The sequence below is a fragment of the Corynebacterium gallinarum genome, from assembly GCF_014837045.1.
Classification (GTDB): domain Bacteria; phylum Actinomycetota; class Actinomycetes; order Mycobacteriales; family Mycobacteriaceae; genus Corynebacterium; species Corynebacterium gallinarum.
Map to the genome: position 1 here is coordinate 1 of NZ_JACSPR010000011.1, position 13,674 is coordinate 13,674.

Annotated in this window: 16 protein-coding genes; 13 read left to right on the forward strand and 3 right to left on the reverse strand. The window is 62.7% G+C overall.

What is annotated here, in order from left to right; genetic code table 11:
• Positions 1 to 245: 245 nt before the first annotated feature.
• Entirely contained in the window at positions 246 to 1,247 is a 1,002-nt protein-coding gene (locus H9627_RS12360) for a pseudouridine synthase (protein ID WP_191734344.1), read from the reverse strand.
• On the opposite strand from H9627_RS12360, the gene H9627_RS12365 reads away from it, so the two are divergent.
• From H9627_RS12365 to H9627_RS12385, 5 genes are all read left to right on the forward strand, one after another.
• Positions 1,246 to 1,383: a hypothetical protein gene (locus H9627_RS12365; protein WP_225213839.1), complete on the forward strand. Its 138-nt coding sequence runs from the start codon at positions 1,246 to 1,248 to the stop codon at positions 1,381 to 1,383. The genes H9627_RS12360 and H9627_RS12365 overlap by 2 nt on opposite strands.
• 35 nt (positions 1,384 to 1,418) lie before the next feature.
• Positions 1,419 to 2,384, forward strand: coding sequence for an LLM class flavin-dependent oxidoreductase (locus H9627_RS12370; protein WP_191734346.1), 966 nt, complete (start codon positions 1,419 to 1,421; stop codon positions 2,382 to 2,384).
• A gap of 160 nt (positions 2,385 to 2,544) precedes the next feature.
• On the forward strand, positions 2,545 to 3,435 hold the full coding sequence (locus H9627_RS12375) for a universal stress protein (protein ID WP_191734347.1): 891 nt from the start codon (positions 2,545 to 2,547) through the stop codon (positions 3,433 to 3,435).
• A 230-nt stretch (positions 3,436 to 3,665) separates the two neighbouring features.
• On the forward strand, positions 3,666 to 3,923 hold the full coding sequence (locus H9627_RS12380; RefSeq protein ID WP_191734348.1) for a GlsB/YeaQ/YmgE family stress response membrane protein: 258 nt from the start codon (positions 3,666 to 3,668) through the stop codon (positions 3,921 to 3,923).
• Between the two features lie 303 nt (positions 3,924 to 4,226).
• Complete coding sequence (locus H9627_RS12385) at positions 4,227 to 4,868, forward strand: TetR/AcrR family transcriptional regulator (RefSeq protein ID WP_191734349.1); 642 nt, start codon at positions 4,227 to 4,229, stop codon at positions 4,866 to 4,868.
• A gap of 50 nt (positions 4,869 to 4,918) precedes the next feature.
• On the opposite strand, the gene yidC is transcribed toward H9627_RS12385, so the two are convergent.
• Positions 4,919 to 6,142 (reverse strand): membrane protein insertase YidC, encoded by a 1,224-nt coding sequence (gene yidC / locus H9627_RS12390; RefSeq protein ID WP_191734350.1) that lies wholly within the window; start codon positions 6,140 to 6,142, stop codon positions 4,919 to 4,921.
• Between the two features lie 205 nt (positions 6,143 to 6,347).
• Between yidC and H9627_RS12395 the strand changes: the two genes are divergently transcribed.
• A complete protein-coding gene (locus H9627_RS12395) occupies positions 6,348 to 7,220 on the forward strand; it encodes a class E sortase (RefSeq protein ID WP_191734351.1) in 873 nt (290 codons plus the stop codon).
• Positions 7,221 to 7,224: 4 nt separating this feature from the next.
• Positions 7,225 to 7,377: a hypothetical protein gene (locus tag H9627_RS12400; RefSeq protein WP_191734352.1), complete on the forward strand. Its 153-nt coding sequence runs from the start codon at positions 7,225 to 7,227 to the stop codon at positions 7,375 to 7,377.
• Position 7,378: 1 nt separating this feature from the next.
• On the opposite strand, the gene H9627_RS12405 is transcribed toward H9627_RS12400, so the two are convergent.
• On the reverse strand, positions 7,379 to 7,978 hold the full coding sequence (locus tag H9627_RS12405; RefSeq protein WP_191734353.1) for a DUF2020 domain-containing protein: 600 nt from the start codon (positions 7,976 to 7,978) through the stop codon (positions 7,379 to 7,381).
• Here H9627_RS12405 and H9627_RS12410 point away from each other — a divergent pair.
• The 6 genes from H9627_RS12410 to H9627_RS12435 all read left to right on the forward strand — a co-directional run bounded on the left by H9627_RS12410 (position 7,977) and on the right by H9627_RS12435 (position 13,659).
• Positions 7,977 to 9,236 (forward strand): sensor histidine kinase, encoded by a 1,260-nt coding sequence (locus H9627_RS12410; protein WP_191734354.1) that lies wholly within the window; start codon positions 7,977 to 7,979, stop codon positions 9,234 to 9,236. The two genes, H9627_RS12405 and H9627_RS12410, sit on opposite strands and share 2 nt — an antisense overlap.
• Positions 9,237 to 9,333: 97 nt before the next feature.
• Positions 9,334 to 9,972, forward strand: a complete 639-nt coding sequence (locus H9627_RS12415) for a LuxR C-terminal-related transcriptional regulator (protein ID WP_006768849.1) — start codon at positions 9,334 to 9,336, stop codon at positions 9,970 to 9,972.
• 228 nt (positions 9,973 to 10,200) lie between these two features.
• Positions 10,201 to 10,869, forward strand: a complete 669-nt coding sequence (locus H9627_RS12420) for a TetR/AcrR family transcriptional regulator (protein WP_191734355.1) — start codon at positions 10,201 to 10,203, stop codon at positions 10,867 to 10,869.
• 30 nt (positions 10,870 to 10,899) lie between these two features.
• Positions 10,900 to 11,709, forward strand: coding sequence for an enoyl-CoA hydratase-related protein (locus H9627_RS12425; protein ID WP_191734356.1), 810 nt, complete (start codon positions 10,900 to 10,902; stop codon positions 11,707 to 11,709).
• A gap of 5 nt (positions 11,710 to 11,714) precedes the next feature.
• Positions 11,715 to 12,857, forward strand: coding sequence for an acyl-CoA dehydrogenase family protein (locus H9627_RS12430; RefSeq protein WP_191734357.1), 1,143 nt, complete (start codon positions 11,715 to 11,717; stop codon positions 12,855 to 12,857).
• A 52-nt stretch (positions 12,858 to 12,909) separates the two neighbouring features.
• Positions 12,910 to 13,659 carry an SDR family NAD(P)-dependent oxidoreductase gene (locus tag H9627_RS12435; protein WP_191734358.1) on the forward strand — a complete coding sequence of 250 codons (750 nt, stop codon included), beginning with the start codon at positions 12,910 to 12,912 and terminating at the stop codon, positions 13,657 to 13,659.
• The last annotated feature ends 15 nt before the right edge of the window (positions 13,660 to 13,674 follow it).

The following is a 13,674-nucleotide window of genomic DNA, read 5'->3' on the forward strand; positions in this document are numbered from 1 at the left end:
AGCTAAGCCTGGTTACGCTGATGGTACTGCACTCGGGAGGGTGTGGGAGAGTAGGTGACCGCCGACCAACAACTTAATGATTGATCAAGGGGTGGGGTTCGTACCGTAGGGTACGGACCCCACCCCTGTGCTTTACGCGTCCACTATGACTGGTTCATGGATAGTAAGAGGTGGTTGTCAGAGAGCTCATGCTCTCCGACAACCACCCCTTTTGCATGCCCGAAACACGGGCCACCGTCCTCTATCTACAGTGAACCCATCGGCCGGGTGGAGGTGAAGGTGCGCTCCTCACCGCTTTGGGGGTCGATGAAGGTGAGGGTGCGGGCGATGAGGTGCATCGGGGTGGTGTAGTCCTCGTCGTCGACCGCGTGGAGGACGGGATAGAGGGGATCACCCAGGATAGGTACGCCGGCATCACGCATGTGGATGCGCAGCTGATGGGTCTTTCCCGTCTCCGGGGCCAGCACATACCGCCCCTGCCGTACAAGAGGGCCGTGCAGGGCCTCCAGCTGGGCTTGTTCGTCGTCAGTCACGGGTGTCACGCTGACCACCCTGGTGCGGGTATTCGGTTCGTCGTCAGTCACGTAGGCCTGGACCTGCCCACGCACCTTCTCGATGTGGGATTCCCAGATGATGGGCTCATCGCCGGGGACCAGTTCGGGACGGTAATCACCGATGGCCTCGTAGGTCTTGGTGGCTTCCCGACGCGCGAACAGGGTCTGGTACATGCCACGCAATTCGGGGCGTTTGACCATCACCAGGACACCTGAGGTCAGGCGGTCCAGGCGGTGGGCGGGGGTCAGCTCCTGATGGCCGGTGAGCACACGCATCTTCACCAGGGCGGTCTCGGTGATGTGGCGCCCGCGGGGCATGGTGGCCAGGTAGGGGGGCTTGTCGACGACCAGCAGATCCTCATCCTCGTGGATGATGAGGATCTCATAGGGAATGGGTCGTTCGGCGGCGGGCATGCGGTAGAACCAGATGTCCTCACCCGGCTGCACAACATCCCCGGGGGCGTAGGGCCTGCCCCAGAGGTTGACCACCTCGCCAGCGTCGAAACGCTCCTGGAGAGCGCGGGCATCATCGAGGGGGTGGCGGTGGCGTTGGCTGCTGATGAGATGCTCCACAAAGTCCCCGGCGGGGATGGGTTCTGCGTCCCGGGGGAGGATCACCCGTGAGGGGTTCAGCCCGTCGCGGATGGGTAGCGGCGGCGATGCCTTCGCTTTTTGTACTACCCTGTGTGACATGGACTTCAACGTAATCATCAACCCAATTCTCGAATTTCTGGCCACCGACCTGGGCATGCTGTCCTCAGATATCGGCCGGGTCATTTTCGATCTGCTCTACCCGGCCAATGCCGATGCTCCTGTGATTGAGGCGTAACCGCCTCATTAGCTGACTACATTTTACGGTCTGACATGGCAAAACCACGATTGAGCGTTCTGGATCTCGTCGCACTCAGTGACGGCATGACGGCGGGTGAGGCGATCGCGCATTCCGTGGAGGCGGCCCAGATCGCCGAGGCATCCGGGTATGTCCGTTACTGGTTGGCGGAACACCACAATTCCGAGGCCCTGGCTTCCTCGGCGACCACCCTGCTCATGGGCCATATCGCCGGCCACACCTCCTCTATCAGGGTGGGTTCCGGTGGCATCATGCTCCCCAATCATTCCCCTCTGCATGTCGCGGAGGAGCTCGGTACCCTCGATGCGATGTACCCGGGGCGGATCGAGGCGGGTCTGGGTCGGGCTCCGGGAACTGATCCGGCCACGGCGAGGGAACTCGGGAGGGGAAGTGCCCATGTCGGCGATGTCACGGCGTCGATAAGCGCTCTGATCCGGTACCTGGACGACCCGGAGGGGCGGCCGACGGTGATCGCCCACCCCGGCCGGGGATCGAAGGTGCCGCTCTACATGCTCGGTTCCTCCATCAATGGGGCGGCGATGGCAGCGGAGCTCGGGTTGCCGTTCGCCTTCGCCAGTCATTTCGCGCCTTTCCAGATGGGGCCGGCGATCGCCTCCTACCGTGAACGCGCGGAGAACCCGTATGTCATGGCCGCGGCGAATGTCATGGTTGCCGATACGGAGGAGGAGGCACGTTTCCAGCTGTCCACCCTGCATCGGATGTTCGCGGGTACTGTCACCAACCAGCGTTCGGCTCTCACGCCGCCCGAGCATGGGCTGGAGGAGAAGCTCGGACCCATGGTGTGGAAACACATCACGGATTCCCTGGAGATCACCTTCGCCGGTACGGCCGAGCAGGTGGCCGCGGATCTGGAGGAATTCGCCCAGCGCTATGCCCTCGATGAGATCATCACAGTGACATATTCCTTCGATCCCGCTGTTCGGAAGGCATCCATCGAGGCACTCGGCCGGGTGTGGTGAGAAAACCCGCCGAGTACGAAAAATCACACCTCTTTACATGCACAGAACTGGTTGTAACCGCCTATAAAACCGGACATACACGGTACAATCAGAAGTGACAATTATTTTGAATCGTGTGGAAAATGTAGCCCGCGGTTCGCAGTAGAAAGGTCGACCAAAGATGAGCGTAGAAGACATCGTCGTCGTCGCAGTAGATGGTTCGGAGGCTTCCAAGCAGGCCGTTCGATGGGCTGCGAACACGGCCAACAAGCGGGGCATCCCCCTCCGCCTCGCATCCAGCTACACCATGCCCCAGTTCCTCTATGCCGAGGGCATGGTCCCGCCGCAGGAGCTTTTCGATGACCTCCAGGCCGAGGCCCTGGAGAAGATCGATGAAGCACGTACCATCGCGCATGAGATGGCCCCGGACATCAAGATTGGACACACCATCGCCGAGGGCAGTCCGATCGACATGCTCCTGGAAATGTCCAAGTCCGTCACCATGATCGTCATGGGATCCCGCGGACTGGGTGGACTCTCCGGCATGGTCATGGGTTCGGTCTCCGGCGCTGTGGTATCCCACGCGCAGTGCCCCGTGGTGGTTGTCCGCGAGGACAGCAGCGTCAATGAGGACAACAAGTACGGACCCGTGGTCGTTGGTGTCGACGGTTCCGAGGTGTCTCAGCGCGCCACCGAGGTGGCCTTCGCCGAGGCCTCTGCCCGCGGTGCTGAACTCATCGCCGTCCACACCTGGATGGACATGCAGGTCCAGGCATCCCTCGCAGGCCTCGCGGCAGCCCAGCAGCAGTGGGACGAGGTGGAGCGTGAGCAGACCGAACTGCTCATCGAGCGCATCAAGCCACTGGCTGAGCAGTACCCGGACGTGCCGGTGAAGAAGGTCATCACCCGTGACCGCCCGGTTCGCGCACTGGCAGAGACCTCCGAGGGGGCACAGCTCCTGGTCGTCGGCTCCCACGGTCGTGGCGGATTCAAGGGCATGCTCCTGGGTTCCACCTCTCGTGCGCTGCTGCAGTCCGCACCCTGCCCGATGATGGTGGTCCGCCCCGCATAACAGCGATGATGGTGACAACCTGGACGTTGGCTTGAATAACACCCCAGTTTCCCCGCCAGGGAAATGGGGTGTTATTACTTTTTGGTTAACTTCTCATCACGATTTCCTAATAAATACCATTTAGACGAGCATTGTTGTGCTAACCACCACTACTGTCGGGGGCGATGCCGTGGACAACCCCTCACGGATCGGTGCCAGAAAACGGTTAGACCAAACAAAGGATTGAAACCATGCTCGGACTGTCAATACTCGGTTGGATCATCATCGGCGGACTCGCTGGTTGGATCGCATCCAAGATCAAGGGAACCGATGCCCAGCAGGGTATCGGCCTCAATATCGTGGTAGGTATCGTCGGTGGTCTCCTCGGAGGCTTCCTCCTCAGCCTGATCGGTGTGGATGTCGAGGGCGCCGGTTGGATCTTCAGTTTCCTCACCTGTCTCCTGGGTGCTGTGATTCTGCTCAGCATCGTGCGGGCAGTCAAGAAATAGCCAGGAAACACCAACGCACCGTTTATACCCTGCGACCCGTGGTTTTCCACGGGTCGTTTTTTCATGCCCATCTCCGGCCCGGGAACACCCCCGAGGACACAAGTTGCTCTTCCATAACCAGTGGAATGACCTGTAGATTGAATCTATACGAACCGGTTTGTCTATATTGAAGGTGTGTGGGTGGATGCACCCGCGGGAAGCGTCCGAGTGATGCACCCGTGGATCCGCCGCAAGTGAATCCACGAGACCATCTTGCACACACTGTTGTGACTCCAGAGTTAACCCGAAAGGACGTGGCCCGCCGTGGCTGTCAGCGCTTCAGGAAAGAGTAGGACCAGTACAGGGGGCAACCGGCGACGTGATCGCCCGAGCCCCCGACAGCGTCTGCTCGACAGCGCAACGAATCTGTTCACCACCGAGGGCATCCGCGTCATCGGCATCGACCGCATCCTCCGCGAGGCCGATGTGGCCAAGGCCAGCCTGTATTCCCTCTTCGGTTCCAAGGATGCCCTGGTCATTGCCTACCTGGAGAACCTGGATCAGCAGTGGCGTGATGCGTGGCATGAGCGGACGGACCAGCTGAAGGATCCGGAGGACAAGATCATCGCCTTCTTCGATCAGTGCATCGAGGAGGAACCCACGAAGGGGTTCCGTGGCTCCCACTTCCAGAACGCGGCGAACGAGTACCCGCGCCCGGAGACGGAATCCGAGAAGGGTATTGTCGCCGCCGTCATGGAGCACCGTCGCTGGTGTCATCAGACGCTGACGGATCTGCTCACGGAGAAGAACGGCTACCCGGGCACCACCCAGGCGAATCAGCTGCTGGTGTTCCTGGATGGTGGTCTGGCGGGTTCGCGTCTGGTGCAGAATATCGGCCCGTTGGAAACGGCCCGTGATCTGGCACGTCAGCTGCTGTCCGCACCACCGGCGGATTACTCGATCTAGAGGGCAGAAAAAAAGGGGGACCCACCGCGGCTGGTGGGTCCCCCTGTTGTTTACTTCCCGGGCGGGTCGGTGGTGTGGTCGGCGGTGTCGGTGTCCCCGGTGGCATCCGTGCCCGGCTGCTCGCCGTCGGCTTCGCGCGCGGCCTTGCGTGCCTGTCGACGCCTTCTCGACTCCTCCATCTTCTGCTGGTTGATCTTTCTCTCCGCAGCCCGCCTCTTGGCGGTGAGCTCCTTCTTCTCCGCCTTCTTGGCCCTGATGCGTTCGGTGCGTTCCCGGGTCATCTCCACATTCTGGGCATGCAGGTCAGCTGCCTTATGGGGGGTGAGGATCATCATCAGGCGGTTCTTCCGGCGGGTCCAGAGGAAGGATCGTTTCTTCCGCTGCTGTTCCCGGTAGGCAGCGCGCTGGATCGAGTGGTGTTCCTTGAATTCCTCGGTGAGCGGGTAGTTGCGCTCGATGATGTAGTGCATGATGGCGGTCTGGCCGAAGGTCCACAGGTTGTTGGCCACCCAGTACAGGGCGATGGCGGTGGGGAAGGGGCCGGTGAGTCCAAGCACCAGGGGGAACAGTGGGGCCAGGACAGCCAGCCAGAGGAACGCCTTGAACATCCTGTTGGAGATGTTGGAGGCGTAGTCGTTGGTCTGGATGTTGCGGTAGGTGGACAGCGCCATGTTGAAGGCGGTGAACACCGCGGCCACGATGAACAGCGGCAGGACGAAGGAGAGCACGTCCTCACGGGTGGTGTCCAGGAAGGCGAGCTGTTCAGCCGGCATGGTCACGTAGGCGGGCAGTGGGACGTTGAACACCCGGCCCTGCAGGAAGCTCTGCACCTCCTCGGCGCTGAGGAAACCGATGGAGCGGGGAACGGGGTTCTCCAGTCCGCCCTCGGGCCGCGCCATGAGGAGCAGCACCTGGTAGAGGCCGACGATGACTGGGATCTGGATGAGGGTGGGCACACAACCGGCAAAGGGGTTGATGCCGTATTCCTTGTTCAGGTCCTTATGCCTCTGCTGCATCTCCCGGATGGAATCCTCGTCGTGCCGGCCTGCGAATTCCTCCGTGATGGCCACACGTTTCGGGCGGATCTGGGCGGTCAGGCGCCCGGATTTGTACATCTTCCAGGTGAACGGGGCGATGATGGCGCGCACCGTGATCACCAGTCCGAAGAGGGAGATGAACCAGGCGAGCGAGTCATCTAGCCCGAGGCCATCGTGCAGCAGCAGGTGCCAGAGCTTCATCACTCCGGACACCGGGTAGATCAGAAAATCGAGCACCGTGCTCTTCGCCCCTCCCAGGTTCGTTTTCGGGTATAGCTTTATCTCTAACAGCGGTATGATCGGACAAGTGCTCGATCACACCAGTTCATGGTACGTGTCAGCGTCACCGGTGGCCTAAAACCGGATTGAGCGCGGATATGAATGTGCCAGGGCCCGTATTCGGTGCGTCCGCATCCCCACCACAGCAGAGGGAAGGTGAGTCATGCAGTCACTTGACACCCGGCATGCTGGCCATGAGCCACAGCCCGGCCGTTCCACGCGCGCCGGGAAGTCCCGCCCGCGCCCCACCTTCTCCCAGGTTCTGGGTGAGGTGTTTCTGACAGTCGGTGTGTTGGTCCTGGCGTTTGCGTTCTATGAGTCCTACTGGACCAATGTGGAGGCCGGCCGGCAGCAGGAGGCTGCCAATGAGCGCCTGGATGAGCTGTGGCAGGCGGAGGGGGAACAGCAACCTGAGGGGGAGCGGGTCAATCCGCGTGGGAGGTTCACACCTGAACTCGGTGAGGCGTTTGCCCGCATGTACATCCCCTCCTTCGGATCGGATTTCCACTTCGCCGTCATCGAGGGCACCGATGAGGAGGAACTGCTCGCCGGGCCGGGCCGGTACACCGCCTCCCAGATGCCGGGTGAGGCCGGGAATTTCGCCGTGGCCGGACACCGTGTGGGCAAGGGTGCGCCGTTCAATGATCTGGGTAATCTGCGGTCCTGTGATGCGATCGTGGTGGAGACCTTCGCGTCGTGGAATGTCTACCGGGTGATGCCGATGTCGGTGGATCCCACCACCCGGCAGCAGGAGGCCGCCGCCTGTTTCACCGACACCCAGGTGCAGCGGATGACCGGTGGGGAGTACGCGGGTGTGGCCGGTCGGCATATCACGACCCCCAACCACATCGAGATGATCAACCCGGTGCCGGGGGCCACCACCACAGAGGTCCATGCGGGGGCGGAGCCACTGATCACCCTGACCACCTGCCATCCGCAGTTCTCCGCGGCCGAGCGCATGATCGTCCATGGCATGCTGGTGGAGCAGATCCCGAAAACCGGTGGGGAGCGTCCCGCCGTCCTGGAGGAGACCTAAGACTATGTATTCCCTGTTGTGGCACTACCTCCCCGGGCCGTGGCCGGTGAAGCTCGTGACCGTGCTGGTCCTGTTGGCTGGGGTGTTCTTCCTGCTCATGGAGGTCGTCTTCCCCATGATCTCGCCGCTGATGCCCTACAACGACGTCGCTGTGTGAGCTAGAGCCCCAGGTTACCGATCACCGTTTCCGCGACCAGCTGCGCCTTGAGCGACTGGTCCTGGTTGGTGAACACCACCACCGCCACCGTGTCCTTCTGCACCGCGTAGAGCGCCCCGTCCCCGCCGCGTCGGCCCCCCGACCATCCCGCGGGTTCCTCCGCGAGTTCGGTGGTGTCGACCGGGGCGGCCCAGTCCACCACGGCGATCGCCTCGTCGATGGTGTCCATCTCGCGCACGATCACGGTGAGCTGCGGCTCCTCGGGGAAGGACCAGTAGACACAGGCGGGCGTCGAGAAGCGTTCGTCGACGCCGACCCCGGTGACGCGCTGGCCGTTGGTGTCCGCGACCCACTGGGTATCCAGGTAGGGGCACTCCTGCCACGAGGTACGGCCACCGGGGACCTGCGGGGCCGCATCCACCGGGAGCTTGTCGACGGCCGGTTCCACCGGCTCAGCCACCGACTCCGATGATGCGGTGGCTGTCGTCTGCGGCGCGGGCGGTGCCTCAGGGGACTCATCTGTGCACCCTGCCACAACCAGGGCGATGGCACTGGTCAGGAGGATGGTCTTGAGGCCCCGAGTGGGTAATGTACGACGCATGCAGTCAAGCCTAGATCGCCAGCCTGATTCGATGCGCAATGAGCTGGATGTGGAGAACCTCGCACGTCGTGGGGGCCAGCCCGGTGCGATGAGTTACCGCAACAGCATCCACATCCTTACCGCGACCCTGCTGGTGGTGGGCCTGGGGGCGTCGGCACGCCTGCCGCTGCCGATGTTCGCCGCCTCCTGCGTCCTGCTGTTCGTGTGGGGTTTCCTGTACTTCTGGGGCTCCTCCAGGCGGGTGACCTTCGCGCACACCAAGCAGCTGGCGTGGTTGTTCGTGCTCACCCTGGTGTGGGTGCTCATGCTGCCGATCGTGCCGGTGAGTATCTATATCGTGTTCCCGCTGTTCTTCCTGTTCCTGCAGGTCATGCCGGATGTCCGTGGCATCATCGCGATCGTGGGTGCAACGTCGGTGGCCATCGTCAGCCAGTACCCGGTGGGGCTGACCCTGGGTGGGGTGATGGGGCCGTCGGTGGCGGCGCTGGTGACCATCGCGATCGATTATGCGTTCCGCACCCTGTGGCGGGTGAACAATGAGAAACAGGAACTGATCGACCAGCTGATCGAGACGCGCTCCCAGCTCGCGGAGACCGAGCGCAACGCCGGTATTGCGGAGGAACGTCAACGCATCGCCCACGAGATCCACGACACCGTCGCACAGGGTCTGTCCTCGATCCAGATGCTGCTGCATGTGGCGGAGCAGGAGATCGTGGCGCGTGGCCTGGAGGAGGATGACCTGGCAGGGTCGCCGCTGCATAAGATCCGTCTGGCCAGGACCACGGCCTCGGATAACCTCAGTGAGGCGCGGGCCATGATCGCCGCCCTACAGCCGGCGGCACTGTCCAAAACCTCCCTGGAGGGTGCACTGCACCGGGTGACCGCACCGCTGCTGGGCATCAACTTCGTGATCAACGTCGATGGTGATGAACGCCAGCTGCCGATGAAAACCGAGGCGACCCTGCTGCGCATCGCCCAGGGTGCCATCGGTAATGTGGCCAAGCACTCCGAGGCGAAGAACTGCCATGTCACCCTCACCTATGAGATGGACCAGGTCCGCCTCGATGTGGTCGACGATGGTGTGGGTTTCGAACCGGAACGGGTGAGGCAGCAGCCGGCCGGGCTGGGGCACATCGGGTTGAGTGCCATGCGGCAGCGCGCCCAGGAACTCAACGGGGAGGTCATCGTGGAATCCGCGCACGGGCAGGGCACTGCGGTGTCCGTCGCACTTCCGATCGAATTCTCAAACGGGAGTTGAGAGAGGTTAGACTGGGATAACTGTTGAGGCACACCCCGGCCATGCAACCCATCCAGCCGTGCCGGGGGTGCGCCATGGGAAGGACCTAGTCACACATATGATCCGCGTGCTGCTCGCTGATGACCACGAGATCGTCAGGCTCGGACTCCGTGCCGTTCTGGAAAGTGCAGACGACATAGAAGTTGTCGGGGAGGTATCCACCGCCGAGGCCGCCGTGCAGGCCGCCGCTGCGGGAGGCATCGATGTCATCCTCATGGATCTCCGCTTCGGACCCGGTGTCCAGGGAACCCAGGTGTCCACCGGTGCCGATGCCACCGCTGCCATCAAGCGCAACATTGATAATCCCCCGAAGGTGCTCGTGGTGACCAACTATGACACCGATGCCGATATCCTCGGCGCCATCGAGGCGGGTGCCCTGGGCTACCTGCTCAAGGATGCCCCGCCGAACGAGCTGCTGGCTGCGGTGCGTTCCGCGGCGGAGGGGGATTCCACCCTGTCGCCGATGGTGGCCAACCGCCTCATGACGCGGGTGCGTACCCCGAAGACCTCGCTCACCCCGCGTGAACTAGAGGTGCTCAAGCTGGTCGCCGGTGGTTCCTCCAACCGGGAGATCGGGCGCATTCTGTTCCTCTCCGAGGCAACGGTGAAGTCCCATCTGGTGCACATCTATGACAAGCTCGGTGTGCGCTCGCGGACCTCCGCCGTGGCGTCGGCCAGGGAGCAGGGCCTGCTCTAGGGGGGCTGTTTCGCCGACTGCCTCATATACGTGAAGGGCGGATCCACCGTGGTGGATCCGCCCTTTATTGCCGTCTGGGTATCGTTGTGATCCGCATTACGCAAATATTGCGGAAGTGATTGCAGTCATATCGGATGGGGCTTAATGTTGTGCGTAATGAATGAACGTTCATTCACTCTGAATAAACGTTCATTCAGGACGTAACGGCAGTGAAAGGCCCTTGAGACCATGACAATCTCGCACCACCACTCGGCTGATGAAGTGGCAGCCACCGCACGACAGGATGTGCGCACGCGCCAGATCCTCGACGCCGCCGCCACCGTCATGCAGCGGCATGGTTCCCAGGCGGCCTCCATGAAATCAATCGCCGACGAGGCCCAGGTCTCCGTCGGGTTGATCTACCGCTATTACGAAAACAAGGAAGCCCTGGTCCGGGCCGTCATCCTTGATGTCCTGGACCAGATGAACTACCAGATCCCCCTGGCGCTGGAACCTGTCGAAGACCCTGTCCGCAGGGTGGCCGCGGCCTTCACCGCCTACGCGGGGGTGGTCCGGGACAAGCGCAAGGCTGTCCTGCTCACCTACCGCGAAACCGGCAACCTCAACCAGGAGAGCCAGGACCTGGTCAAGAGCCTGGAATTGCAGACCGGACAGTTTATGCTCCGTGCAGTCCAGGGAGCCATCGAGTCCGGACATTTCCGCGACAACCTCAATCCGAGGCCCTACTCCTACAACCTCCTGCTCATCGCCCATTCCTGGGCACTGAAGTACTGGTACTTCGCCGAGCGCATGAGTTTCGAGGAGTTTGTCTCGGTGCAGCTGTCCATCGTGCTCCACGGCGCCCTCAAACCGGAGTTCCACCGGGACTATCCGGATCTGCTCACCGAACAGCCCTGACAACCCCTACTGAAGATTAAGGAATCCACCATGTCTGCTCCCGTCGTCACCACCTTCGAGGACATCCTCTACGAGCGCCGCAACTCCGCCGCGGTGATCACCATCAACCGCCCCCAGCGTTACAACGCCTTCCGCGCCCAGACCGTGGAGGAACTGATCAAGGCCTTCAAGATGGCCTGGTCCGACAACGGCGTGCAGTCGGTGATCCTCACCGGTGCCGGCGAGAAGGCCTTCTGTTCCGGTGGCGATGTCAAGCAGCGCGCGGAGACCGGTGACTACGGCCCGAGCGAGTCCGGCCTCTTCGAGATCGGCCTGCTCCACAAGACCATCCGCGACATCCCCAAGCCCGTCATCGCCGCGGTCAACGGCATCGCGATCGGTGGTGGCCATGTCCTCCACGTGCTCTGCGACCTGACCATCGCCGCCTCCACGGCACGCTTCGGGCAGTCCGGCCCGAAGGTCGGTTCCTTCGACGCCGGTTTCGGCAGTGCCTTCCTCGCCCGCATCGTCGGCGAGAAGCGTGCCCGCGAGATCTGGTACCTTTGCCGCCAGTACGACGCCCAGACCGCCAAGGAGTGGGGCCTGGTCAACGAGGTGGTTGAGCCCGAGAAGCTTCTCGACGAGGCACTCGCCTGGGCCGACGAGATCGGTGAGAAATCCCCCACCGCTATCCGCTTCCTCAAGCAGTCCTTCAACGCCGACACCGATCACCAGGCAGGTCTGTCCAACATGGCCATGTCCGCACTCGACCTCTACGGTGCGACCGCCGAGGGTATGGAGGGTGCTGTGGCCTTTGCCGAGAAGCGCCAGCCGGACTTCGCCTCCAAGGTAGGGAAGTAGGCATCATGGATTTCTCCATCGACGCAGAGATGCAGCGCTACATCGACGAGGCCCGCGCCTTCGGTGAGCAGATCGCCCCGGATTACCAGCAGCGTGAGATCGACCGCATCATCGACCCGGAACTCCGGAAGGAGATGGGCTCGCGTGGCCTGCTCGCCCCGGAGCTGCCCACTGAACTCGGTGGCCGTGGGGAACGTGCCCTGACCAGCGGCATGGTCATCGAGGAGGTCTCCCGCGGTGACATCAACGTCTCCTACCTGCAGGTGGTCGGTTCCCTCGTGGGCCAGGTTGTTGCCCGCAACGCACAGAAATCCGTGGCCGAGAAATGGGTTCCCAAGATCACCAGTGGTGAGGACATCGTGGCCATCGGCCTGTCCGAACCCTCCGGTGGTTCCGATGCCGGCAACCCCGACATGACCGCGCGCCGGGAGAGGGACGGCTGGGTGCTCAACGGCACCAAGTCCATGTCCTTCGCACTGCACGCCGGCGCCACCGTGGTCTTCGCCCGCACCGAGGAGGGACGCCGCGGGCGTGGCATCAGCGCCTTCATCGTCGAACTCGACCGCGAGGGCGTCACCCGCACCGCCGCCAACGACATGGGCACCCTGTCCGTGGGCCGTGGGTTCGTCGACTTCGACAATGTCTGGATCCCGGAGGAGAACCTCCTGGGTGCCGAGGGCAAGGCCTTCACCGAGGTCATGCAGGGTTTCGACTTCTCCCGCGCACTCATCGGCCTGCAGGTCATCGGCGCCGCCCAGGTCACCCTCGATGAGACCTGGGAGTACACCAGCACCCGCCAGGCCTTCGATCAGCCCATCTCCAAATTCCAAGGTGTGTCCTTCCCCCTGGCCGAGGCCGACACCTTCCTCACCGCCGCCCGCGTCATGTGCCAGAAGACGCTCTGGCTCAAGGATGCTGGCCAGCCCCACACCAAGGAAGCCGCCATGTGCAAGTGGTGGGCACCCAAGGTTGCCTACGACGTGATCAACCAGTGCCTGCTGTCCCACGGCCAGTTCGGTTACCTCAAGGACCGTCCCATCGAGCAGCGCATGCGCGATGTCCTCGGTCTGCAGATCGGTGATGGCACCGCACAGATCATGAAGCTGATCATCGCCCGCCAGAACCTCGGCCGCGAATTCGCACCCTAAACCAATCCTCCTCCACGCACACACCTCTCCCACTGAAAAGGATTCTTCTCCCATGAACTCACTCAACGGACGCATCTGCATTGTCACCGGCGCGGCACAGGGAATCGGCAAGGGCATCGCCCAGCGCCTGGCCGCCGAGGGCGCCACCGTCGTGGTCGCCGACCTCAACGGCGAGGCCGCCAGTGCCACCGCCGCGGAACTGGGCAACGACTCCATCGGTGTCACCGTGGACATCTCCGACCGCACCGCCGTGGACGCCATGGTCGCCGAGGCGAAGGACAAGTACGGGCGCATCGACGTCCTGGTCAACAACGCCGGCTGGGACAAGATCGGCCCCTTCCTGGAGATCGAACCGGACGTCTGGGACCGCATCATCAATATCAACCTCTACGGCACCCTGCACTGCTCCCAGTCCGTGGCACGCGTGATGGTGGAGCAGGAGGGTGGGGGAACCATCATCAACATCGGTTCCGATGCCGCCCGTGTGGGCTCCTCCGGCGAGGCCGTCTACTCCGCCTGCAAGGGTGGCGTGGTCTCCTTCACCAAGACCCTCGCCCGTGAACTCGCCCGCTACGGCGTCACCGCGAATGCCATCTGCCCCGGCCCGGCCGACACCCCGCTGTTCGCGCAGATCTCCGAGGAGAACCCGAAGCTGCGCACCGCCCTGGAAAAGGCCATCCCGCTGCGTCGTCTGGCACAGCCTGAGGACCTGGCCAACGCCGTCGCCTTCTTCGCCTCCCCTGAGTCCTCCTACATCACCGGTCAGACGCTGTCCGTCTCCGGTGGCCTGACCATGATCTAACAACCTCACGACTGC